The following is a 22619-nucleotide window of genomic DNA, read 5'->3' as shown; positions in this document are numbered from 1 at the left end:
GGCGAGGAGGGCGGGCTCACCTCCCGCACACCACGCTCCGCCCGCTACCCGATGCCCCCGTTCGGCACCGAGCCCGCCCGCGAGCTGCTGGGCAGCGCCGCGGACCGGCTCGGCTGGGGCTGGGGACCGATCCCGCTCGCGCTGAACAGCGTGCCGCACGACGGGCGGCCTGCCTGCGTGCGGTGCCCGCAGTGCGTCGGGCACGCCTGCCCGGTGAACGCGAAGAACGGGTCCCACAACACCTTCCTGCCCCGCGCCGCGGCGACCGGGAACTGCGACGTGCTCTACGACGCCGAGGTGATCGAGGTGCGCGACGGCGCCGGCTCCGCGGAGGTCACCGTGATGGCGGCCACCTCCGCGCCCGAACCGGTCGAGCTCGTCGTGCGCGCCGATGTCGTGGTCGTGTCCGCCGGGGCCGTCGAGACCGCGCGGCTCCTGCTCGCGAGCGGCATCGGCAACGACGAGATGGGCCGGCACCTGCACGACCACCGGTTCGTCACGATGCTCTCGATGGTCGACCACCCGGTGAAGCGGTACGTCGGGCCCGGCCACTCGGTGGCGACGCTGGACCACGTGCACGCGACGTCGATCCCGTGGGGCGGCGGCGTGCTGGTCGACCTGATGGGGCTGCTCCCCCTCACCTCGGCGGCGAACCCGATGCCGGGCGTGCCGCTCTGGGGTCAGGGACACAAGACGTGGATGCGGGAGGACCGGCCCCGGATGTTCGGCGTCTTCGGGATGGGTCAGGAGATCCCGATGCCGACCTCGCGCGTCACCCTGGCCGGGGTCCGCGACCGGTGGGGCCGGCCCGGCGCCGCCCTCCGGAAGAACGTGCATCGAAGCTCCGTCGAGGTCGAGGACGGCATGGCCGTGATGGGTGAGGAGTGGCTGCTCGCGGCCGGTGCCCGGGACATCCATCGCCAGCGGGGTACCGCGACGGCGTCGGCGGCGGGCGAGCACTCGTGCGGCACGGCACGGATGGGGACCGACCCGGCCCGCTCGGCGACGGATCCGTTCGGCCGGCCGTGGGGCACCCGCCGGATCGTGGTCTGCGACTCGTCGCTGCATCCGACGAACGGGAGCGTGAACCCGACGCTCACGATCGTGGCGAACGCCTACCGGGTGGCCGACCACCTCGTGGCGGACTGGCCGCGCTGATCGCGTTCGGGCAGCGCTGAGCGCGCTCGTCAGGCGGCGAGTTCGACGGCGGGCAGGGTGATGCGTTTGCGCCCGAACGGTGAGGTCCAGATCATGGTGCCGTCGTCCTGGAGCTCAGCACCCCACCCGCGTTCCTTCAACAGGTGGTGGGTTCGGCACAGATGCGCGAGGTTCTCGGCGTTCGTCTCCCCGTTCCAGGCCCAGGGGATCGTGTGGTCGATGTCGCACAGGTCCGCGCTGCGGTCGCAGCCCGGGAACCGGCACCGCTCATCCCGCAGCTGCAGGAACCGCCGCAACCCCGGCGGGACCGCGTAGTGCTCCTGACCGACCTGCACCACCGTGTCGGTGCCGGGATCGACCAGCACCCGGAAGAGGCTCGGGGCCTGGGCGGTGAGCCGACGCGCGGTCTCCGGATCGATCGGCCCGTAGCCCCGCAGGGAGCCCGGCTCATTCGACTGGCCCAGCAGCGTCATCACCGGGACGGTCACGTGCACCTGCGGCACGATCGTCAGCGCACCCCAGGTACGGCGATCCCGATCCAGGACCTGCCAATCCGTCGCCTCCGGCAGCACGTTCAGGAGCAGGTCCATCGCGACATCAGCACGCAGCTGGCCGATGCACCGGTCCTCGCCCTCCTCACCGTGCAGGGCGATCGCCGCCCGGGTCAGCCGGTCACGGATCGCGACGGCCTCCACCGCCGGGAGGTACATGTGGAGCCAGGCCATGCCGTTGGCACCGGGCTCCAGGGTCACATCCCGCTCCGCACGCGCCCTCGTGTGCCGCTCCACCATCTCATCGGGGTTCATCCGATCCACCAGCCGGCGCACGCGATCCTTCGCCTGCCCGATGCCCGCCCCCGTGATCAGCCGGATCGCCTCCACCTCGAACTCGCCGACGAACTCGGCACCGACCTGCTTCGCCCCATCGACGAGCACCTCGACATGCGACCACGGCAGCGTCCCCTCGAGCAGCTTCGCCGTCGTCGCCGCGAGCCCCTGATCCAGCGCCAGCGACGTCGACAGCATCCGCTCCGCCGCCGCCAACGACACCCCGGAGATCATCGCCACCTCACGCAGCACCGCCTCGTCATCGGTGCTGCTCGTCCGACGGCGACCCCACACCTGCGCGAGCACCCGCGCGCGCTCCAGGTCCAAGGCGGCACGAGTCCGGTGCAGCACCTCGACCGAATCCAGCAGCTCCCAATCGGACGCATCCAGCGGAGTCGATGCAGCGGCCGGCTCCAGGTGCGCAAGCCACGCGCTGACGTCACGATGCGCCGGGAGCCCCTGCTCCTCCGGCTGCTCGACGTCCTCCGCCATGCGCCGACACTACCACAACAATCGAACACACATTCGAAGGTTGTGGAGAACTCAGACCCCCGCGCGCACCTTCTCGACCGCCGCCTCGATGCGCCGCTGCCGCGTGTCAGCCGCCTTCGCGCCCTCGATCGACGTCACATGCGCCTTCCGATGGCTGGGCGCGAGGCGACCGAAGGCCTCGGTCATCCCTGCCGCCTCGAGCGCGGCCGCGAAGTCCGCGGGCACCGCGATCTCTCGTGGAGCGGTGTCGAGCGCGAGCTCCACGTCGATCGGGTCGTCGCCGGCGATGCCGCTCGCAGCGCGGTGCTCGGAGGAGAAGGGGATGAGCGCCTTGCCGCCCATGATGCCGACCGTGCTGCGGTACCGGTAGCCGTTCACCGCGACCTCGACGGCCGGGCGGCGGCCGCCACCCAGTGCCTCGAGCACGTCGTCCGGTACCGGCACGCCGGTGTTCCGGCCGATGAGATGCATGCGGGTCGAGTAGCGCTGAGGATCGGCCATGGGCCGATGCTGCCAGGACCGGGCGCGACACGGAAGCAGGGTCGAGGTGGTGACTCGAAGGTGTGTTCGATTACGCTTCCGGCCGTGGTGGAGTGGCATCCCCGGCGTCTGGTCCGGCCGGTCGAGTGGGTGCTCACCGTCCCGGGGCACCCCGAGCCGGTCGCCGTGATCCGCCGGCTCAAGCTCGCGGGACGGGTGACGTTCCGGGCCGTGACCTGGGCGCCGAAGTCGGGCGGTCGCGAGCTGATCGGGTACTACCCCGACGGGGACAGCGCGGCGACCGCGGCATGGCGGCGCTACGTCGAGCAGAACCAGCAGCAGCACGAGCGCGCCAGCCGCACGCACGGCGGCGCCGAGCGCGGCTGAACCCGGCGGTCAGCGCCGGCGCCGTGACCGGACGCGTCGCAGCACCCACCAGAGCCAGATCAGGTAGGCGATCACCACCATCGCGGTGAAGCCGCCCTTCAACGTGAGGATCGCCGCCACGAAGAGCACCGTGATCAGCACGGCCGAGAGCACGGCCCAGAGCACCGCCATGCGGTTCGGCGGCGGTTCCGGCCGGCGAGTGCGGACGCGGATGGGCGCGTCAGGCACGGATCCCTTCCGACCGTCGGAGGCGGATCGCGCTCCAGATCCCCAGGACGAGCAGCGCCATGCCGGCACCCTCGGCGGCACCGACGACCGTGTCCGTGAACCAGTGCGCGCCGATCACCACGCGACTCACGGCGACGAGCGCCACATACACCGCGCCTGCGACGCGCGCCCAGCGCCGACGGACGAGGAATCCGCCGAAGGTCGCGATCACCGCGGCGTTCGCCGTGTGCCCCGACGGGAACGAGCCGAGGCCCTCGAAGAAGGCGAGCACCGGGCCGGGACGCTGCACGACCGTCTTCATGGCGATGACATGCACGGCGCTGGCGACGGAGGCGAGTCCGAAGGCGAGCCCCGGGGCGAGGCCCCACCGCACCACGATCGCGACTCCGAGCGCCACCGCGACCACGATGCTGACGGGCTGCTGCCCGATCACGGCCAGCACCTGCGACACGGCGTCGATCGGTCCCACCGACTGCAACGACTCGAGCACCGACCGGGCGGCCGAGTCGAGCGGGATGCCGGGCACTCCCCCGAGGCGCGAGACCGCGGCGCCGGCGAGCCAGCAGCCCGCGAGCAGGCCGGCACCCGTGATCGTCGCGACCTTCGCGGCGCGCGACGAGAGCCACTGCACCGGCGCGGGGATCACCGCCGCAGCGTACCGGCCGGACGCCGCCGACCCCGGGCGCCGCCCCCAGCGCTCACGCTCCGCATCCCAGGAGGCGGTGATGCCACCACCCGACCGCTCATAGGAATCGCATGGACGACGCAATGACGTTCCTCGAACGGGGGGCGTGCAATGCTTCCCATGAACGAGAACGAGGGACAGGACGCGGACGGCGTCGAGATCTTCAGGTCCTCCAGCGAGGACGAGCCGGGCGAGCGGAGCACCAGCAGCCCCTTCACCGCCGAGGCCGATGCGGCCGCTGCGCAGGAGCCGCACATCGGGGACGCTCCCGTGGCGCCGAAGCCCCGGTCGCGTGCCAGGCAGGTCGTCGGATTCGGCGTCGCTGCGGTCGTGCTCCTCGGCGTCGGTGCCGGTGGCGGCGCGCTCGCCGTCGAGCGCTTCCAGGCCTCCGAGCAGGCCACCGCGGCCCACGGCACCAACGGCTTCGGCCAGACGCAGACGGGGTCGGGCTCGACCGGATCCTCGGGCTCCTCGGGCTCGAGCAGCGGCAACGGCTTCGACCCGAACAACGGCACCTTCGGCGGGTTCGGCTTCGGATCCGGCCCCGGATCCAGCGGCGGCTCCAGCTCGAGCGGGGGGTTCGGTTCCCAGGGCTCCACCTCGGACTCCGGCGGCACGACGGCGACTGCAGCGCAGCAGGTCGGCGTCGTCACGATCGTCTCCGATCTCGGGTACCAGTCCGGCGAGGCGGCGGGCACGGGCATCGTGCTCACCTCATCCGGCAAGATCCTCACCAACAACCACGTCATCGCCGGCTCGACCGCGATCAAGGTGACCGTCGAGTCGACGGGCAGGACCTACACGGCGAACGTCGTCGGCACCGACGCCTCGGATGACGTCGCCGTGCTGCAGCTGAAGGACGCGTCCGGCCTGACGACCGCGAAGCTCGCGGGCACCCCTGCCGCGGTCGGCGACAAGGTCACCGCGGTCGGCAACGCCGGCGGCACCGGCACGCTCTCCCAGGCGAGCGGGTCCGTGACCGACCTCGACCAGTCGATCACCACCCAGGCGGAGGGCTCGGCCGCATCCGAGGACCTCACCGGCCTCATCGAGACCGACGCCGGCATCGTGGCGGGCGACTCGGGCGGACCGCTCGAGAACAGCAACGGCGCCGTGGTCGGCATCGACACCGCCGCCAGCTCCGGCACCGCCCAGGTCCAGGGCTACGCCATCCCGATCAGCACCGCGGTGCAGATCGCCGGCGCGATCACCTCCGGTAGCACGAGCAGCAGGATCACCCTCGGCTACCCGGCCTTCCTCGGCATCGAGGTCGACCCGAGCGCCTCGGTGCAAGGCGCGGGTGTGGCGCAGGCCCTGAACGGCACGCCCGCCGCATCCGCCGGCATCACCGCAGGTGACGTCATCACCGCGGTCGACGGCAAGACGGTCGGCTCGGCGTCCGCGCTGACGGCCCTGCTGAAGAGCTACTCCCCCGGCGACTCGGTGAAGGTCGCCTTCACCGACCAGTCCGGCGCCTCGCACACCGTGACCGTCACCCTGACGGCCGGGCCCGCGAACTGATGACCGATCCCGAGGACACGGCCCGGCGCTCCGCTGACGCGAAGCGCTGGGCCGCTGCCCATGCCGACGACCTTCTCGGTCACCCTCTCGCCGACGTCCAGCAGGCCGTCCAGGCCGCCGGGCTGCGGATGAAGGTCGTGCATCCCCCCGGCGCGACGACGCTGGAGTACGGCATCGGCCGCATCACGGTCGAGGTCGACGCGCATGACCGCGTCACCGGCCTGCGCGCCGGCTGACGAACCGCATCCGTCCCGGATGCATGCGGATGTGCCGGATGCACCCGGATCCGGGCCTGTGAGGTCCCGTTCAATCCCGACGCATGCACCCGGGACGGCCGTTGCCAGCGGGGCCGCAGAGCCTCGAACGACCAGCCGCGGAGCGGGTTCACCGGTCGTCGCCGTTCGCGAGCGCGACGAGGATGGCCGCGAGGTCGGCCGTGCGGCTGAGGTACGCGGAGTGGCTCGCCTCGAGCTCGATCACGGTCCCACAGCGCTCCGCCATCCGCCGCTGGACGGCCGGCGCGACCGTGCGGTCCTCGGTGCAGACCACGTAGGTCGACGGGGTATCGCGCCAGGCGGTCCTCGTCGGTGACCCGCGGCCCGATCGGCCCGACTGCGGGACGAGCAGCGACCGTGCCCACGCCTGCTGCTCCGGCGTGCAGTCGGCGTACAGGTGCTCGTCCGCGAGCTCGGGTCGCACCTCCGTCGATCCGTCGTCGAGCACCCGCAGCGCTGCGTTGATGAGCCCGTCGCGCCCGTTCAGGGAGACGCTGCTCTCGCCCAGGTCGGGCACGAAGCCGGCGAGGTAGACGAGGTGCGCCGCTCCGGTGACATCGGTGATCACCGCACCGCCGTAGGAGTGGCCGAGCAGCACCGGCGGTACGGACCGGACGTCGACCACCTCCTGCACCGCCGCGACATCCGCCTCGAAGGAGCCGCGGTGCAGCCGCGGTGCCGTGACGGCGAGGCCGGCTGCGGCGAGCGCCTCGGCGAGCGGGGCGAAGTGCTCGGGCTGGTGCCACAGCCCGTGCACGAGGATGACGGGCCGCAGTGCCATGCCCGAACGATACCGAGCGGGCGGTCAGTGGCCCGTCGCCACGAGCGACAGCACCTCCCCGCGCCAACGGCGCCGCAGCCAGCGGTCGTGGCTCGCGATCACGAAGGCCCCCGCATGGCGGTCGAGCGCCGTTTCCAGGTCCTCCGCGAGGGCGAGCGACAGGTGGTTCGTCGGCTCGTCGAGCAGCAGCACGTGCGGCGGATCGGCGATCACCAGGGCGAGAGCGAGGCGACGCTGCTGGCCGACGCTCAACGCCCCGACCGGGCGGTCGAGGTCGCGAGGCGCGATGAGCCCGAGCGAACGCAGCGGGATGGACGTGGCCCGCTCCTCCCCCAGCACCGCCTCGTAGATGCCGAGCGGCGACCGCTGCGGATCCGGGAACACGACGTCCTGCTGCAGCAGCCCAGTGCGGATGCCCGGGGCGCGGGAGGCGGATCCGCCCGTCGGGGCGAGCTCACCGGCCAGCACGCCGAGCAGCGTCGACTTGCCGGACCCGTTGCCGCCGGTCACGAGGAGCCGCGTCGCGGCGGCCACCGCGAGGTCCGTCGGCGCCAGGCGACCCGCGACGGACATCGCGGACGCGACGAGCAGCGGCCCGTCGACGCCCGTGCCCGGCGCCGGCGGGAGGCCGGCGAACGCCAGGAGCGCCGGCGGCTTGCGGACCTGCTCGCGCTCGAGCCCCTCGAGTCGCACGGTCGCGTTGCGGACGCGCCGCGCCGTCACCTTCGCATCCCGGTCGGCGTAGAACTTCTTGGCGCCCTTGCCCTCCGTCCGCGGCGTCGACTTCCGGTTCGTGGTCCTCGCCGTGACGGCCGCCTCGTGGCGCAGCGCCGACAGCTCCTCCTGCTCCGCGGCGAAGCGCTGCTCCCACCGTTCCCGCTCGGCGCGGCGCTGCTGCAGGTGGTCGCTGTAGTTCCCCCGCGTCGAGCGAACGCCGTAGCCGGCGCCGCCGTCGTCCGCGGCGACCACCGCGGCGTACGCCATCGGCGCCGGGTCGAGGTCGACGATGCGCGTCGCGACGGAGTCGAGGAAGGCGCGGTCGTGGCTGGCGAACAGCACGGGGCCGCTCCATCCGCCGAGCGTCCCGGCGAGGAAGTCGATGGCGTCGTCGTCGAGGTGGTTGGTCGGCTCATCGAGGAGCAGTGCGGTCGGATGCGCGAGCAGCAGGGCCGCGAGCGCGAGCCGCGAGCGCTGCCCGCCCGAGAGCGCGCCCACGGTCCGCTGGCCGGGGATCGCGGCGAGGCCGAGGCCGGCGAGGACCTCGCCGCGACGGCTGGAGACCGTCCACACCTCGAGCCGATCGGCCTCGGCGAGCGCCGCGGCCAGCCGGTTCCCGGCACCGGGCACCTCGGCGGCGACCGCGGCCGACGCCTGCTCCACCTCCCGCTCGGCCGTGACGGCCTCGGCGAGCGCCGCATCGATCACCGAGTCGACGGTGTCGTCGGGGCGGAAGGAGGGCTCCTGCTCGAGCAGGCCGGTCGCGGGCGGCCGGACGACGACGCCCACATCCGGTTCGAGCCGACCTGCAGCGATCCGCAGCAGCGTCGACTTGCCGGATCCGTTCTCGCCGATCAGCCCGACCGGTGCCGCCGGCCCGGCGACCAACGAGACGTCGGTCAGCACCCGCCGGTCGGCGTGGAGGCGGCTCACCCCCTCGATGCGCAGCTGGTCGGCCGCGGCGTGCAGCGAGGTGGGCAGGACGGAGGTGCGAGCCATGACGGCTCCTCTCGAGGGGTCGCGGAGTCCCGCCGGGCGGATGCCGTGCGCGCGAGCAGCGACCCTTCGATGCGGGCGGTGGACTGCTCGACGGTCGACGGCGCCTCGGGCGCGGGACCGGATCGAGTGTCAGTGCCTCACCCCTGGACGGTAACCGCTGCTCTGCGGATGCGGCAAGGCCCTGCTGCGACGATCGGGGCATGTCGACGTCCAACCAGGGGTACGGCCCCGACCACGAGACCGGCCTCGCGCTCGGCCTCCACCACGTGATGCTCGCGATCCCGCGCGGATCCGAGGATGCGGTCCGTCCCTTCTATCTCGGCGCGCTCGGGATGGTGGAGCTCGTGAAGCCGCCGGTGCTGGCCGCGCGCGGCGGCCTGTGGGCCCGCGGCGACGGACTCGAGGTCCACCTCGGTGTCGAGGACGACTTCCGGCCGGCTCGGAAGGCGCATCCGGGCATCCGCGTCGGCGACCTCGACGCGCTGGCGGCGCGGTTCGCCGAGCACGGGGTCGACGTGCGGTGGGACACCGAGGCGTTCCCCGGCCACCGTCGGTTCTACGCCGACGACCCGGTCGGCAACCGACTCGAGTTCATCCAGCCGGACGCGTCGATCCCGTCCTGGTAGGCGACCCGGAGCGAGCCTGCAGCGGTTGGGCGTACGGTCTGGACCGGCAGAAGACGCCGCGCGTGCCCGCTGCGTGCGGCCTGAGATCGATTCGACCGATGGAGCCCCGGTGACCTCGACCACCCCCACCGACACGACCGGCACGAACGGCCCGGTCGACCCCACCACGACCGACGCCTGGTCGGCCCTCGGCCGCGTGCAGCAGGGCTTTCAGCCCGACCTGCGCGGCTGGTTCGCGGACGACCCGGGCCGCGCCGAGCGGTACACGTTCCAGGCGGCCGACCTCACGGTCGACCTGTCGAAGAACCTGCTCACCGACGAGATCCTGCAGGCGCTGCTGCAGCTCGCGAAGGACGTCGACGTCCCCGGTCGATACCGGGCGATGCTCTCCGGCGAGCACATCAACGTCACCGAGGACCGCTCTGTGCTGCACACCGCGCTGCGCCGGCCCGAGACGGGCGGCGTCGAGCCGCCGCGGCCGTTCGAGGTCGACGGGCAGGACATCGACCGGGACGTGCACGCCGTGCTCGCGAAGATGGCCGGCTTCGCGAACGCCGTCCGCTCCGGCAGCTGGACCGGCGTGACCGGCAAGCGCGTCGCCACGGTCGTGAACATCGGCATCGGCGGATCCGACCTCGGTCCCGTGATGGTCTACGAGGCGCTGAAGCCGTATGTGCAGGAGGGCCTGGAGGTCCGCTTCGTCTCGAACATCGACCCGTCGGACGTCTACGAGAAGACGCACGACCTCGACCCCGAGACGACGCTCTTCATCGTCGCGTCGAAGACGTTCGGCACCCTCGAGACGCTCACCAACGCGCGGCTCGCCCGCCAGTGGCTGTGGGACGGGCTGGCGAAGACCGGCGCGATCGAGGACACCGACGAGTCCCGCACGGGCGCCGTCAGCAAGCACTTCGTCGCCGTCTCGACCGCCCTCGACAAGGTGAAGGCGTTCGGCATCGACCCCGAGAACGCCTTCGGCTTCTGGGACTGGGTGGGCGGCCGCTACTCCGTCGACTCCGCGATCGGCACCTCGGTGGCCATCGCCATCGGCCCGGACCGGTTCGCCGAGTTCCTCGCGGGCTTCGCGCGCGTAGACGAGCACATGCGCACCGCGCCGCTCGAGCAGAACGTGCCCGTGCTGATGGGCCTGCTGAACGTCTGGTACACGAACTTCCTCGACGCGCAGACGCACGCCGTGCTGCCGTACACGCAGTACCTGCACCGCTTCCCCGCCTACCTGCAGCAGCTCACGATGGAGTCGAACGGCAAGTCGGTGCGGTGGGACGGCTCCCCCGTCGTCACCGACACCGGCGAGGTCTTCTGGGGCGAGCCGGGCACGAACGGCCAGCACGCGTTCTACCAGCTGATCCACCAGGGCACCCGGCTCATCCCGGCCGACTTCATCACGGTCGCGAACCCGCCGCATCCGCTGAAGGACCAGGTCGGCGACGGCGGCGCCGTGCAGCCCGGCACCGACGTGCACGCCCTGTTCCTCGCGAACTTCTTCGCGCAGACGAAGGCGCTCGCGTTCGGCAAGACGGCCGACGAGGTGCGTGCCGAGGGCACCGCCGAGAAGGTCGTCACCGCGCGGGTGTTCAGCGGCAACCGGCCGACCACGTCCATCATCGCGCCGGCGCTCACGCCGTCGGTGGTCGGGCAGCTGATCGCGCTCTACGAGCACATCGTCTTCACCGAGGGCACCGTCTGGGGCATCGACTCGTTCGACCAGTGGGGGGTCGAGCTCGGCAAGAAGCTGGCGCAGGAGATCACCCCGGCCGTCACCGGCGACGCGGATGCGCTGGAGCAGCAGGACCCGTCGACGAAGTCCCTCATCCGCCGCTACCTGGAGCTGCGCGAGTAGGCGCCGCCGCCCCGCGCTCGACGCGATTCCGGGCGGCTTCCGTCATCCCGGGCGTCTTTTCACGCCCGGATCGTCGGAAGTCGCCCGGATCCGCGTGCGGTGTGACGGTCTTGAAGAGTCCTCATGCAGGATCGGATGACGGATGCGCCGGCGGGTTCCGGGCTGGATCATCCCGACCCGTCGGTACGGATGAAGGCCGCGCTGTGGGCGGGCATGCACAGCGCGACCGTGCCGATCGAGGCGCTGATCGACCGCTGCGCGGTGGAGCCGGACTTCTTCGTCCGGGACATGCTGACCTGGGCGCTGACCCGCCATCCCGCCGACGACGTGGTGCCTCGGCTGCTCGCGGAGCTCGGATCAACGGTGCCGCAGGCGCGAAGCCAGGCGCTGCACACGCTGTCGAAGCTCGGCGATCGGCGCGCCTGGCCGTCGGTGTCCGGCGGGCTGCTGCACGACAGCGACGACGAGGTGGCGCGAAGCGCGTGGCGCGCCGCGGTCGCCCTCGTTCCGGCCGGGAGCGAGGAGGTGCTCGCGCGGGAGCTCGCCCGACACCTCGGCCGCGGGGATCAGGATCTGCAACGCAGCCTGAGCCGTGCGCTCGTCGCGCTCGGCGAGGCATCCGCTCCGCCGCTGGCTGCTGCTGCGGCAACCGGCTCGATCGAGGCCCGAGCACACGCCATGGCGACGCAACGGCTGCTCGAGGACCCCGAGAGCGGCTTCATCCCCCTGCTGGACGAAGCGAAGCGTGCCGCGATCCTCGGCCGCGGCCCCATCCCGGGGACGACGTGCTGATCGGCGAGGTCGCTCAGCGCTCGGCGTGAGCGGCCGGATGCGCCGGCACGACGACGCACGCGGGCTCGTGACGGCATCCGCACGCACCGACACCGGGCGTCGCGCCCGAGTCGTCGGCGCCGCCCGTTCATCTCATCCCTCGGCGGGCTCCACCGGTTGGCGCAGGACGGTCCGCAGGTGCTCAGGAGCGCTGCGGCGCGGATCCCCCAGGTAGATCTCGTGGTGACGGCCGCGCGGCCGGCAGCCGGCCTCGGCGATCGCCGCGTGCAGCCGCGCGATGGTGGGCGCCTCCTCGCCGTACGGGCCGACGTGCAGGATCTGCGCGCAGCGTCCCTCCGTCCACCGGATGTACCGCACCGAATCCAGCGCGGGGACGCGCTTCGCGCGAGCCGGATGCAGGGCTTGCGCCACGAGCCGCGCGTCGATCGGCTCCGGCTGCGCGATCATCGCCTGCCAGCGCCACGTGGCCGGATCACCCGCCATGGTGGCGGTCGCGCCGGCCGCCGCCGCGCGGACGAGCCGCTGCTGGTCCTCATCGTCGGTCCACCAGAGCGCCTCGAGCGGCCGCACCTTCGGCGCCGTCCCCTGCTGCTGCTTCAGGAGGCGGTGCACCGAGTAGCTCACGGTGTAGAGGGCACTCACCGCTTCGGCGAACGCGGCGGCGCGCGGGGCGCCGCGCCCGGTGACGCTCAGGAAGGCGAGTTCGGGCAGGTCGATGAAGTCGACCAGGGCCGGCCGGCTCGAGTCGAGGGGTGTCGCCGTCATGCTCATGCGCGCCAGCATGCGCACGGCGCGTGTCCGCGGACAGGGCCGATCGGCCCTGTCACGGAACGGGCGAGGGACTTACGCCCCTTCTCCGATCCGAGCCTCGACCGGACGCTCGGCATCGCGGCCCTCCGGTCGCTCCCTGGCCGGCCGGTCGCGGGATCGGCACGACGAGCAGGAGACGCGATGAAAGCGCTGGTCTACAAGGGGCCCGGTCAGAAGGCGTGGGAGGACGTCCCCGACCCGGTGATCCAGCATCCGACGGACGTGATCGTGAAGATCGACGCCACCACCATCTGCGGCACCGACCTGCACATCCTGAAGGGCGACGTGCCTGCCGTGACACCGGGGCGGATCCTCGGCCACGAAGGGGTCGGGACGATCACCGAGATCGGCGACGCCGTCACCACGCTCCGGGTCGGCGACCAGGTGATCATCTCCTGCATCTCCGCCGACGGGAAGTGCGACTACTGCAAGCAGGGGGTGTTCTCGCACTGCCTCGGGGATGAGGGCCGGTCGGGCATCGGTTGGATCCTCGGACACCTGATCGACGGCACGCAGGCGGAGTACGTGCGCATCCCGTATGCGGAGACGTCGCTGCACCCGCTGCCGCCGACGGTCACGCCGCAGCAGGGGACGCTGCTGTCGGACATCCTCCCGACGGGCCACGAGATCGGGGTGCGCTACGGGCAGGTGAAGGCCGGCGACGTGGTCGCGGTGGTCGGCGCCGGCCCTGTCGGCCTCGCGGCCATCGCGACCGCCGGACTGTACGGCCCGTCGCGGGTCGTCTCGATCGACGTCGACGCGAACCGCGTCGAGCAGGCGAAGCGGTTCGGCGCCTCGGACGGCGTGCTCTCGAGCGACCCGGACTGGAAGGACCAGGTGCTGGCCCTGACGGACGGCCTCGGCGTCGACGTGGCGATCGAGGCGGTCGGCGTACCGGACACGTTCCGGATGTGCCTCGACATCGTGCGGCCGGCGGGCCACGTGGCGAACGTGGGCGTGCACGGCAAGCCCGTCGAGATGCCGCTGCAGGACCTCTGGATCTCGAACATCGTCATCAGCATGGGGCTCGTGAACACCGACACGGCCCGCACGCTCCTGAAGCTGATGGCGCAGCACCGGATCCCGGTGGACGAGTTCATCAGCCACACGTTCGCGCTCGGCGACATCCTCGAGGCGTACGACGTGTTCGGCAGGGCCGCGGAGACGAAGGCGCTGAAGGTCATCCTGAACGCGTGACCACGCCGGGCCCGGCCCCGCGACGGGGGTCGGGTCCCGCTTCTGTCGGGCTGACAGGATTTGAACCTGCGACCCCGTGACCCCCAGTCACGTGCGCTACCAAACTGCGCCACAGCCCGTGGCGACTCGCGGAGGGTGGAGCCCCCGCGAGCCTCCGACAGTGTAGCCGGGCCGGAGGCCCATCCGAGACGGGGGCGCCCCCATCCGCTCGATCCATGCTGCGCGGATGAACCGGCGCGTGCCTTCGCGCGTCATCCTCGATGAGGGGGCTTCGCCGGCGCGCCGGACCACACCGACGGCGCGCCTGCTCCGAACCCCTCCCGACGAAGGAACGGCGATGAAGGTGCTGGTGGCGACCCGACGGTCGCAGGGTGAGCGGGAGCTCGACGTGGACGACTGCGTCGAGGGCGAGCTGGTGTGGATCGCCGAGCCGTGCGGGCGGGGCCTGGAGCCGGAGGAGCACTACTGCACCTGCTCCATCATGTTCGTCGGCGTCGCATCGTTCGGCATGACGACGACGGCCGAGGTGGTCGAGCTCGAGGCGATGACGCCCGAGCGCTACGCGGACGCGGTGCAGGATGCGCTGCGCGGCCTGCCGAGCGGGGTGCGCGGCCTCAACGCGACGGCCGAGGGGCTCGCGCAGATCGCGGAGGAGCTGCCGGTCGGCACGATCCTCGAGCGCTACAACGCGTGGCTGCAGCCGCGGTACGAGCCCGGCACCGACCGCCTCAACCCGTCCATCCTCGGGCTGCCGGAGACCCCCGGACACTCGACTTCCGGCTAGGAGCACACTGGCCCCGTGACGGACACGGAGTCGGGCGCCACCACGGTCGCGATCTCGGGCGGCGGCCCGGCGGGCGTGATGCTCGGGCTGCTGCTCGCCCGGCAGGGCGTCGAGGTGACGGTGCTCGAGAAGCACGCCGACTTCCTCCGCGACTTCCGCGGCGACACCGTGCATCCGTCGACGCAGGTGATCCTCGACCAGCTCGGCCTGCTCGCGGAGTTCGACACCATCGCGCGCGGCCGGATGACCGCCATCGACTTCGGGACCACCGACGGCCCGCTCGTGCACCAACCGCTCGACGAGGTGAACCCCCGCCATCCGTTCCACGAGGTGGCGCTCGCGCCGCAGTGGGACCTGCTCGACCTGCTGGTGCGGCACGCGCGCACCTACCCGACCTTCCGACTGGAGATGGAGGCGGAGACCGTGAGCGTGGTCCGCTCCCCCACCGGCCCGGTGCGGGGCATCCGCTACCGCAAGGACGGCCAGGAGCACGAGCTGCGAGCCGTGCTCACCGTCGACGCCGAGGGCCGCGGGTCACGCCTCCGCTCGGAGCTGCGCACCGAGGTGCTCGACCTCGGCTCCGCGATCGACGTGGAGTGGTTCCGCATCCCGCGCGTCGAGGGCGACCCGGCGGAGCTGCGCGGCGTGCTCGGCCGCGGCGGCGCCGCGGTCGCGATCAACCGTGCCGACTACTGGCAGGTGGCCTTCATCGTCGCGAAGGGCGCCGACGCCGGCATCCGCGCCGCCGGGCTCGAGGCCTTCCGCAAGCGCGTCGGCGGCGTCGCGCCGTGGATGCGGGACCGGCTCCCGGCGGTGACCGACTGGGGCGACGTGAAGCTGCTGTCGGTCGGCGTCGAGCGGTTGAAGCGCTGGTCCGCGCCCGGAGTCCTCGCGATCGGGGACGCCGCGCACACCATGTCGCCGATGGGCGGCATCGGCATCAACCTCGCGATCGGGGACGCGGTCGCGACCGCGAACCTGCTCGGCGCCGACCTGCTGGCCGCGCAGGCGGATCCGCGGCGCTTCGAGCGCACGCTGAACCCCGCGATCGTCGACCGCGTCGAGCGACGACGGCGCCTGCCCGCTGAGGTGACCCAGCGGATCCAGGTGGCGGCGCAGAACCGGATCATCGCGATGACCCGGATCGACGCCGGGCGATCGCTGCAACCGCCGGCACCCGTCCGGGCCCTGCTCGCCGGTCCCGTCTCGCGGCTGCTGCCGCGGATCTTCGTCTACGGCATCCGCCCCGAGCTGATCGCCGGCTGACGCCCGGACGAAAGCGGGCGACTTCCGACAATCGGGGCGCGTTAAGACGCCCGGGATGTCGGAAGTCGCCCGGATTCCGTCAAGGGGAGGGGCTAGACCGCGGCCTCGAGCTCCGCGACCTCGTCGGGCGAGAGCTGCAGCTCGGCGGACCGCATGTTGTCCTCGAGGTGCGCCACCGACGAGGTGCCGGGGATCGGCAGCATCACCGGCGAGCGGTGCAGCAGCCAGGCGAGCGCCAGCTGCGACGGCGAAGCGTCGTGCTGCTTCGCGAGCTGGTCGAGCTTGCCGCCCTCCTTCGCGAGCTTCCCGGTGGCGAGCGGGAACCACGGGATGAACCCGATGCCGTTCGCCTCGGAGTACTCGAGCAGCGGCTCGGCGTCCCGCTTGGCGAGGTTGTAGAGGTTCTGCACCGAGACGATCGTCGCGATCTTCTGCGCGGCCTGCAGCTCCTCGACGCTCACCTCTGAGAGGCCGATGTGGCGGATCTTGCCCTCGTCCTGCAGCTTCTTCAGCTCGCCGATCTGGTCCTCGAGCGGCACCTTCGGGTCGATGCGGTGCAGCTGGAAGAGGTCGATCACGTCCAGCTTCAGCCGGCGCAGGCTCATCAGCGCCTCCTGGCGCAGGTACTCGGGGCGGCCGACGGGCGGCCAGACGTTCGGGCCGGTGCGGGTCAGGCCGGCCTTGGTCGCGATGAGGAGCCCGTCCTTGTAGGGGTGCAGCGCCTCCGCGATGAGCTCCTCGGCGACGTAGGGGCCGTAGGAGTCCGCGGTGTCGATGAAGTCGACGCCGAGCTCGACCGCGCGCCGCAGCACGCGCTTCGCCTCGTCGACATCCTTCGGCGGTCCCCAGACGCCGGGGCCGGTCAGCTGCATGCTGCCGAAGCCGAGGCGGTGGATGGGAAGGTCGCCGAGCGAGAAGGTGTCCGGGATGGTTGTCGTGTCAGTCACGATCCCTCAGCCTGCGCCCCGAGTCTGGACGCGCCGTGAGCGGACAGGGGCGGCGGACAGCAGGACCCGCCCGGCCGAGGCCGAGCGGGTCCTGTTCGTGCGTGGAAGGGGTCAGGCCTCGACGGAAGCGGAGTCCTGGGACTCCATCTGGGCCTGCTGGGCGGCCCACTGCTCGCGCACGGCGTCCATGTCGAGGGCCTGCACCTGCTCGATCAGCGACTCGAGCGCCTGCCCGGGCAGCGCGCCCGGCTGACCGAAGACGGGGATGCCGTCCCGGTAGACGACGAGCGTGGGGATCGACGTGATGCCGTACATGCCGGCCAGCTGCTGCTGGTCCTCGGTGTCGACCTTCGCGTAGGTGATGTCGGGGTGCTGCTCGCTCGACTGCTCGAAGACAGGGGCGAACTGGCGACAGGGGCCGCACCATGCGGCCCAGAAGTCGATGAGGACGGTGCCCTTCTCGACGGTCTCGTTGTGGTTCTCAAGCGTGAGGGTCTGAGTGGCCATGCGATATCCAACCGCGCACCGGGGGCTCGAATTCCCTGCGGATTCCGTGCGGTCCGCGCCCATCCGCGGTGGCTATCGTGCCGGACGTGAGCAGCATCGTGATCGTCGGCGGGCACGGCCGCGTCGGCCTCCTGACCGCATCCGCACTCGACAAGCAGGGGCACGTGGTCCGCTCCCTCATCCGCAGCGACGACCAGGGTGCGGAGATCGAGGCCACCGGCGCCGTGCCCTACCTGCTCGACATCGAGGGCAGCGACGCGGGCGACTTCGCCGACGCCTTCGACTCCTCGGACGCCGTCGTGTTCACCGCCGGGGGCGGCGCCGACGGCAACGCCGAGCGCAAGCGCACCGTCGACCTGGAGGGCTCCCTGAAGTCCATCGAGGCCGCGCAGCGGTCCGGCATCCGGCGCTTCGTGCAGATCTCCGCCATGGGCGTCGACGAGCCGCTGCCCGACGACACCGACCCCGTCTGGCGCGCCTACGTCGAGGCGAAGCGCGACGCCGACGCGGCGCTCCGCGCGAGCGACCTCGACTGGACGATCATCCGGCCCGGACGCCTCACCGACGGCCCGGCGACGGACGCCGTACGGATGGGGACGAGCCTGCCGTCCGGCGCGATCGCGCGCGCCGACGTCGCGGCCGTGATCGTCGCGGTGCTCGAGGACGACTCCACGATCGGCCTGCAGTTCGACCTCACGAGCGGCGACCAGAGCATCTCGGACGCGATCGCCTCCCTCTCCTGAGTCGACCGACGCCGGCTCAGCCGCCCCCGGCGCCGACGATCGCGAACAGGCCGCCCACGCTGACGGCCCACACGATCAGCACCGTGAGCGAGTCGACGCCCATCCGCAGGATCTGCTTGCGCGGCCGGAACAGCACGCCGAACAGGTACACGAGCGTGAGCACCATCGCCACCGCGGTGAGATAGACGTCGGCCTTGCCGGCCTGCGGGAGCGCGGCCTTGCCCGAGATCAGGGTGGCGACGAAGAACAGCACCGGCAGGAAGGCGTTGCCGCCGAAGATGTCCGAGATGGCCATCTGGTAGTCGCCGTTCCTCACCGCCGTCAGGCCGGTGGAGATCTCGGGCAGCGACGTCGCCAGGGCGAGCACCGTGGCGCCGAACAGGATCCCGGAGAGCCCGACCTGCTTCGACGCCGCGTCGCCCGACAGCTCGAGCGTCGCGCCCGCGACCAGCGTCAGGACGGCGGCGACGCCGAAGATGATCGCCGACTTCGCGGTGCTCGTGCCGCGCTGCTTCTCCTGCTGCTCCCGCTTGGTGCGGCTGCTGCCCTGCTGCTGGTCCTGGGAGTCCGGCGCCTTGCCGTTCTGGTGCCACGGCATCGACTTGCCCGCCCGGCGCTGCAGCAGGAGCCCGACGACCCAGGCGACCACGATCAGCACGCCCGCGGGCGTGAGGTGCAGGAAGATCAGCTGCTTCGGCAGCTGCGTGCCGACGACGGCGATGGCGAGCACTCCGATGACCACCGCGGCCTCGACGATGAGGGAGAGCGACGCGGCCAGGTAGGTCAGCGGCTTCCTCCCCGCGATGTCGAGGATCACGAGCACGACGGTCTGGATCCCGATGCCGCCGAGGATGTTGCCGATGGCGACGCTGAGGTGGCCGGAGATCGCGGCGCTCACGGTGATCGCGATCTCGGGCAGGTTCGTGGCGACGGCGAGGAGGATCGTGCCGCCGAGGGCCTCCCCGAGGTGCAGCCGCGTCGCGAGCACGTCGGTCTGCCGGCTGAGCTGCACGCCGGAGAGCCAGACGACGGCCGCGGCGACCACGAAGATCAGGAGCAGCAGCCAGATCGGTAGGGCGTTCACGGTTCTCCTGTTCCACGGGCTCCGGCGGCGGTGAGCCGCCGCAGCACGGCCTCCGGCCCCAGCCAGCCGGCGAGGCGTCCGGAGGAGTCGACGACCGGGACGCCACCGCGGTCGGCTGCGGCCAGCACCGTCTCCAGCACGGCTGCGAGCCGGTCGTCCACGCGGACCGGATCCGCGTCCTCGGCGAGCTCGGCGACCGTCTCAGGTCCTCCGTCGTCCTCGACCCCGAGGGCCTCGGAGACGGACCGCATCGTCACGACCCTCGCGATGGAGCCGTCAGGCCTGGCGACGGGAAGGGCCGGCCGGCCGGCGGCGAGGATCACGCTCGCGGCGGCCTTGGGGGTGTCGGTCGGATGCAGGACCGGCGGCGGCGGCGCCATCAGCGAGGCCACGACGCCCTCGAGTGCCGCGTTCGCGGGCGGCTCATCGAGGTCGATCCCGCGTCGGCGGAGCTTCAGCGTGTACACCGTGTCCGAGCCGAGCGCCCGCGACACGGCCGTCGACAGGATGATCGCGAGCAGGAGGGGCAGGATCACGCCGTAGTCGCCGGTGAGCTCGAAGAGCATGATCCCGGCCGTGATCGGCGCTCGCGTCGTTCCGGCGAGCACCGCACCCATCCCGACCACCGCGAAGACGGGCTCCTGCGGGGCGAGGCCGGGCACGACGAGTGCGACGACGGCGCCGAACGCGGCACCGAGCATCGCGCCGACGAACAGCGACGGCGCGAAGACGCCACCGGATCCGCCGACGCCGAGGGTCAGGCTCGTCGCGACCGTCTTGCCGACGAGCAGCAGGAGCAGGAAGCCGAGGGCGTACCCGCCACGGACGCCGATGTCGAGCACCGGGTAACCCACGCCGTAGAGCTGCGGGACGGCGAGCACGAGGGCGCCGATCAGGAGGCCGCCGACCACCGGGCGGGCCCAGTCGGGGCCGCGCCACACCCGGTCGCAGATGTCCTCGACGAGGTAGAGGAACCGGGTGAACCCCATCCCGACCGCCCCGGCGCCGAGCCCGAGCACGGCGATGGGCAGGTACTCCCACGCCGAGACGATCCCCACCGGGGGCAGCTGCAGGAACGCGCGATCGCCGAGCAGGGCACGGCCCACGATCGAAGCGGTGACCGAGGCGAGCACCACGACGCCGAACGATCGCGCCTTGAAGTCGCGCAGCAGCAGCTCGAGCGCGAAGAACACCCCCGCGATCGGCGCGTTGAACGTCGCCGCGATGCCGCCTGCGGCACCGCACGCGACCAGGGTCCGCATCCGCTCCTCCGGGCTGCGGGACAACCGCCCCGCCAGGGAGCCGAGGGCCGAGCCGATCTGGATGATCGGCCCCTCGCGGCCGACGGAACCGCCGGACCCGATGCACACGGCCGACGCGAACGCCTTCACGAGCGCCACGCGCGGGCGGATGCGGCCGCCGCGCCGCGCCACGGCGAGCATGACCTCGGGGACGCCGTGGCCACGGGCCTCCGGCGCGAACCGGGCGACGAGGGGCCCGTAGATCAGGCCGCCGATCACGGGGACCAGCAGCAGGAACCACGGCCCGAGCCCGGGCACGAAGGGGTTCGGCGGGCGGCCGACGACGCCCGCGTAGTCGGTGCGCCCGGTGAACAGGACGGTCGCGCCGACCACCAGCCAGCGGAACGCGACCGCGGCCAGCCCGGCGCCCGCACCCACGAGCACGGCGGGAAGCCCGAGGCGCAGCGCGGCCGAGAGGAGCGGCGGGTTCTCCGCGCCGCTCTCCCGCGTGGCCCGGGCCAGCGAACCGGTCAGCAGATCGCGGAAGCGCCTAGAACTCGACCCGATGTCAACCATTGCTGTACGCCAACCATACGCTGAGGATCCTTCCAGCACCCTGACCGCCTCCCCCGCGACGACGGAGACTGGATCGGCGGGGCAGCAGCGCCCGATCGCCCCGGATCGGAGGGGACATGGGCACGTTGCTCGGCGTCACCGGCGCCCAGGCGCTGGCGGTGGTGATCTCGGCCGTCGCCGTGTTCGCGACGCTCCTGCTCGTGGTCCGCCTGATCGGGGCGCGCGCGGCGGCGCGGCTGACGACCTCGGACCTCGCGGTGCTGCTGATCGTGGGCGCGGTCGCCGGCCGCGTGGTCCTCGGCACCGCGGTGACGCTGCTCGGCGGACTCATCGCGCTCGGCACCCTCATCGTGCTCCGCATGGGCGCGGGTCTCCTGCGTCGCCGCCGCGCGGGTCAGGTGCTCGTCACGGACCGGCCGCTGCTGCTGATGGCCGCGGGCCATCCGATCGACGACAACCTGCACCGCGCCCGGATCGGCCGCGAGGAGCTGCACGTCGCGCTGCGGATCTCGGGCGTGGCGACAACGGCCGAGGTGGCCTGCGCGGTGCTGGAGCCCACCGGGGCGATCAGCGTGACCCGGCGGGACGAGCGCAACCCGCTCGACCGGACCCTGTTCGCCGACGTACGCGGGATCGAGCTCGTCCCCGACGAGTACTTCGGCTGAACCGGCGCGGCGGCGTCAGGGGGTCGGCATGCCGCCGTTCACGTTGAGGGTCTCGCCGGAGACGTAGCTCGACTCGGCGCTCGCGAGGAACACGTAGGCGGGCGCGAGCTCGGCGGGCTGGCCCGGGCGGCCGAACGGCGTCTGCGTGCCGAAGCTCGACAGCGCCTCCTCGGGCTGGCCGCCGGCCTGCTGCAGCGGCGTCCAGATCGGGCCGGGCGCGATCGCGTTGACGCGGATGCCCTTCTCGGCCAGCTGCCCGGCGAGCGCCTTCGTGAAGGCGTTGATCGCGGCCTTCGTGCTGGCGTAGTCGACCAGGATCGGGCTCGGCTCGTAGGCCTGGATCGACGTCGTGTTGATGATCGTGCTGCCGGTGGGCATGTGCTGCACGGCCGCCTTGCAGAGCCAGAACATGGCGTACACGTTCGTCCTGTAGGTCTCGTCGAACTGGTCGGTGGTGATGTCGAGGATCGAGGACTGGTTCTGCTGCTTGCCGGCGACGTTCGCGAGCAGGTCGATCCCGCCGAGCTCGTCGACGGCGGTCTGCACGAGCTTGACGCAGTAGGCCTCGTCCTTCAGGTCGCCCGGGCACACGATCGCCTTCCGGCCCGCCTCCTCGACGAGCTTCACGACCTCCTGAGCGTCGTCCTCCTCCTCGGGCAGGTACGACAGCACCACGTCCGCACCCTCCCGGGCGAACGCGATCGCGGCCGCCCGCCCGATGCCGCTGTCCGCACCGGTCACGACGGCCTTGCGTCCCGTCAGCCGGCCGCTGCCGCGGTACGTGGACTCCCCCGCATCCGGCGTCGGATGCATCCGCTGCTCGAGGCCGGCCCCGGGCTGCTCCTGCTTCCAGCTGTCGTCGGGGGTCGGGTACTGCTTCGTCGGGTCCTGGAACGTGTACTGGTCGGTCACGCCGCACACCGTACGAACACCGCTGCCGAGAACCTCGAGTGTTCGCTGGACCTCCGGT

24 protein-coding genes and 1 tRNA gene are annotated in these 22619 nt (G+C 72.2%); 12 read left to right on the top strand and 13 right to left on the bottom strand.

Annotation, left to right across the window (positions count from 1 at the left end):
* Nucleotides 1–1158: GMC oxidoreductase (locus VIG76_RS11255; RefSeq protein WP_331954141.1), on the top strand; the 1158-nt coding region annotated here is incomplete at its 5' end.
* Nucleotides 1159–1187: 29 nt separating this feature from the next.
* Here the strand turns inward: VIG76_RS11255 and VIG76_RS11250 are convergent.
* Nucleotides 1188–2477 (bottom strand): HNH endonuclease signature motif containing protein, encoded by a 1290-nt coding sequence (locus tag VIG76_RS11250; protein ID WP_331954139.1) that lies wholly within the window; start codon nt 2475–2477, stop codon nt 1188–1190.
* 51 nt (nt 2478–2528) lie between these two features.
* On the bottom strand, nt 2529–2978 hold the full coding sequence (locus VIG76_RS11245; RefSeq protein ID WP_331954137.1) for a YdeI/OmpD-associated family protein: 450 nt from the start codon (nt 2976–2978) through the stop codon (nt 2529–2531).
* A gap of 84 nt (nt 2979–3062) precedes the next feature.
* On the opposite strand from VIG76_RS11245, the gene VIG76_RS11240 reads away from it, so the two are divergent.
* Complete coding sequence (locus VIG76_RS11240; RefSeq protein WP_331954135.1) at nt 3063–3344, top strand: hypothetical protein; 282 nt, start codon at nt 3063–3065, stop codon at nt 3342–3344.
* A 9-nt stretch (nt 3345–3353) separates the two neighbouring features.
* Here VIG76_RS11240 and VIG76_RS11235 read toward each other — a convergent pair whose 3' ends face one another.
* The gene (locus VIG76_RS11235) at nt 3354–3572 is read right to left on the bottom strand and encodes a hypothetical protein (RefSeq protein ID WP_331954133.1); all 219 of its coding nucleotides are present in this window, start codon (nt 3570–3572) and stop codon (nt 3354–3356) included.
* Nucleotides 3565–4218 (bottom strand): phosphatase PAP2 family protein, encoded by a 654-nt coding sequence (locus VIG76_RS11230; protein WP_331954131.1) that lies wholly within the window; start codon nt 4216–4218, stop codon nt 3565–3567. Before VIG76_RS11230 ends, VIG76_RS11235 begins: the two co-directional genes overlap by 8 nt.
* A gap of 159 nt (nt 4219–4377) precedes the next feature.
* Between VIG76_RS11230 and VIG76_RS11225 the strand changes: the two genes are divergently transcribed.
* Both VIG76_RS11225 and VIG76_RS11220 read left to right on the top strand, forming a co-directional pair.
* Nucleotides 4378–5778: a S1C family serine protease gene (locus tag VIG76_RS11225; RefSeq protein WP_331954129.1), complete on the top strand. Its 1401-nt coding sequence runs from the start codon at nt 4378–4380 to the stop codon at nt 5776–5778.
* Nucleotides 5778–6014, top strand: coding sequence for an I78 family peptidase inhibitor (locus tag VIG76_RS11220; protein WP_331954127.1), 237 nt, complete (start codon nt 5778–5780; stop codon nt 6012–6014). The genes VIG76_RS11225 and VIG76_RS11220 overlap by 1 nt, the downstream gene beginning before the upstream one ends.
* A gap of 148 nt (nt 6015–6162) precedes the next feature.
* Here VIG76_RS11220 and VIG76_RS11215 read toward each other — a convergent pair whose 3' ends face one another.
* Nucleotides 6163–6834, bottom strand: a complete 672-nt coding sequence (locus tag VIG76_RS11215; RefSeq protein WP_331954125.1) for an alpha/beta hydrolase — start codon at nt 6832–6834, stop codon at nt 6163–6165.
* Between the two features lie 24 nt (nt 6835–6858).
* Entirely contained in the window at nt 6859–8550 is a 1692-nt protein-coding gene (locus tag VIG76_RS11210; protein WP_331954123.1) for an ABC-F family ATP-binding cassette domain-containing protein, read from the bottom strand.
* Nucleotides 8551–8750: 200 nt separating this feature from the next.
* Between VIG76_RS11210 and VIG76_RS11205 the strand changes: the two genes are divergently transcribed.
* The 3 genes from VIG76_RS11205 (at nt 8751) to VIG76_RS11195 (ending at nt 11829) form a co-directional block, all read left to right on the top strand.
* The gene (locus VIG76_RS11205; RefSeq protein ID WP_331954121.1) at nt 8751–9176 is read left to right on the top strand and encodes a VOC family protein; all 426 of its coding nucleotides are present in this window, start codon (nt 8751–8753) and stop codon (nt 9174–9176) included.
* Between the two features lie 109 nt (nt 9177–9285).
* Nucleotides 9286–11037 (top strand): glucose-6-phosphate isomerase, encoded by a 1752-nt coding sequence (gene pgi / locus VIG76_RS11200; RefSeq protein WP_331954119.1) that lies wholly within the window; start codon nt 9286–9288, stop codon nt 11035–11037.
* A 135-nt stretch (nt 11038–11172) separates the two neighbouring features.
* The gene (locus VIG76_RS11195) at nt 11173–11829 is read left to right on the top strand and encodes a HEAT repeat domain-containing protein (RefSeq protein ID WP_331954117.1); all 657 of its coding nucleotides are present in this window, start codon (nt 11173–11175) and stop codon (nt 11827–11829) included.
* Nucleotides 11830–11961: 132 nt separating this feature from the next.
* Here the strand turns inward: VIG76_RS11195 and VIG76_RS11190 are convergent, their stop codons facing one another.
* Entirely contained in the window at nt 11962–12600 is a 639-nt protein-coding gene (locus VIG76_RS11190) for a GyrI-like domain-containing protein (protein WP_331954115.1), read from the bottom strand.
* 180 nt (nt 12601–12780) lie between these two features.
* Between VIG76_RS11190 and VIG76_RS11185 the strand changes: the two genes are divergently transcribed.
* A complete protein-coding gene (locus VIG76_RS11185) occupies nt 12781–13836 on the top strand; it encodes a zinc-dependent alcohol dehydrogenase family protein (RefSeq protein WP_331954113.1) in 1056 nt (351 codons plus the stop codon).
* 45 nt (nt 13837–13881) lie between these two features.
* On the opposite strand, the gene VIG76_RS11180 is transcribed toward VIG76_RS11185, so the two are convergent.
* Nucleotides 13882–13955, bottom strand: a tRNA-Pro gene (locus tag VIG76_RS11180).
* 218 nt (nt 13956–14173) lie between these two features.
* On the opposite strand from VIG76_RS11180, the gene VIG76_RS11175 reads away from it, so the two are divergent.
* Nucleotides 14174–14620 (top strand): DUF7715 family protein, encoded by a 447-nt coding sequence (locus tag VIG76_RS11175; RefSeq protein WP_331954111.1) that lies wholly within the window; start codon nt 14174–14176, stop codon nt 14618–14620.
* A gap of 15 nt (nt 14621–14635) precedes the next feature.
* Entirely contained in the window at nt 14636–15886 is a 1251-nt protein-coding gene (locus VIG76_RS11170; RefSeq protein ID WP_331954109.1) for an FAD-dependent oxidoreductase, read from the top strand.
* 92 nt (nt 15887–15978) lie between these two features.
* Here VIG76_RS11170 and VIG76_RS11165 read toward each other — a convergent pair whose 3' ends face one another.
* Both VIG76_RS11165 and trxA read right to left on the bottom strand, forming a co-directional pair.
* Nucleotides 15979–16833, bottom strand: a complete 855-nt coding sequence (locus VIG76_RS11165) for an aldo/keto reductase (protein ID WP_331954107.1) — start codon at nt 16831–16833, stop codon at nt 15979–15981.
* A 111-nt stretch (nt 16834–16944) separates the two neighbouring features.
* Complete coding sequence (gene trxA, locus VIG76_RS11160; RefSeq protein WP_331954105.1) at nt 16945–17340, bottom strand: thioredoxin; 396 nt, start codon at nt 17338–17340, stop codon at nt 16945–16947.
* An 86-nt stretch (nt 17341–17426) separates the two neighbouring features.
* Between trxA and VIG76_RS11155 the strand changes: the two genes are divergently transcribed.
* Entirely contained in the window at nt 17427–18083 is a 657-nt protein-coding gene (locus VIG76_RS11155; protein WP_331954103.1) for an SDR family oxidoreductase, read from the top strand.
* Between the two features lie 16 nt (nt 18084–18099).
* On the opposite strand, the gene VIG76_RS11150 is transcribed toward VIG76_RS11155, so the two are convergent.
* Nucleotides 18100–19167 (bottom strand): sodium:calcium antiporter, encoded by a 1068-nt coding sequence (locus VIG76_RS11150; protein WP_331954101.1) that lies wholly within the window; start codon nt 19165–19167, stop codon nt 18100–18102.
* On the bottom strand, nt 19164–20984 hold the full coding sequence (locus VIG76_RS11145) for a chloride channel protein (RefSeq protein WP_331954099.1): 1821 nt from the start codon (nt 20982–20984) through the stop codon (nt 19164–19166). The genes VIG76_RS11150 and VIG76_RS11145 overlap by 4 nt, the downstream gene beginning before the upstream one ends.
* Nucleotides 20985–21100: 116 nt before the next feature.
* Between VIG76_RS11145 and VIG76_RS11140 the strand changes: the two genes are divergently transcribed.
* Nucleotides 21101–21649 (top strand): DUF421 domain-containing protein, encoded by a 549-nt coding sequence (locus VIG76_RS11140; RefSeq protein WP_331954097.1) that lies wholly within the window; start codon nt 21101–21103, stop codon nt 21647–21649.
* 15 nt (nt 21650–21664) lie between these two features.
* On the opposite strand, the gene VIG76_RS11135 is transcribed toward VIG76_RS11140, so the two are convergent.
* Entirely contained in the window at nt 21665–22561 is an 897-nt protein-coding gene (locus VIG76_RS11135; RefSeq protein WP_331954095.1) for an SDR family oxidoreductase, read from the bottom strand.
* Between the last annotated feature and the right edge of the window lie 58 nt (nt 22562–22619).

The sequence above is a fragment of the Amnibacterium sp. genome (assembly GCF_036559085.1).
In the GTDB taxonomy this organism is placed as follows: domain Bacteria; phylum Actinomycetota; class Actinomycetes; order Actinomycetales; family Microbacteriaceae; genus Amnibacterium.
The sequence above is the reverse complement of the archived record's forward strand: the minus strand, read 5'-3'. Positions and strand labels throughout refer to the sequence as shown.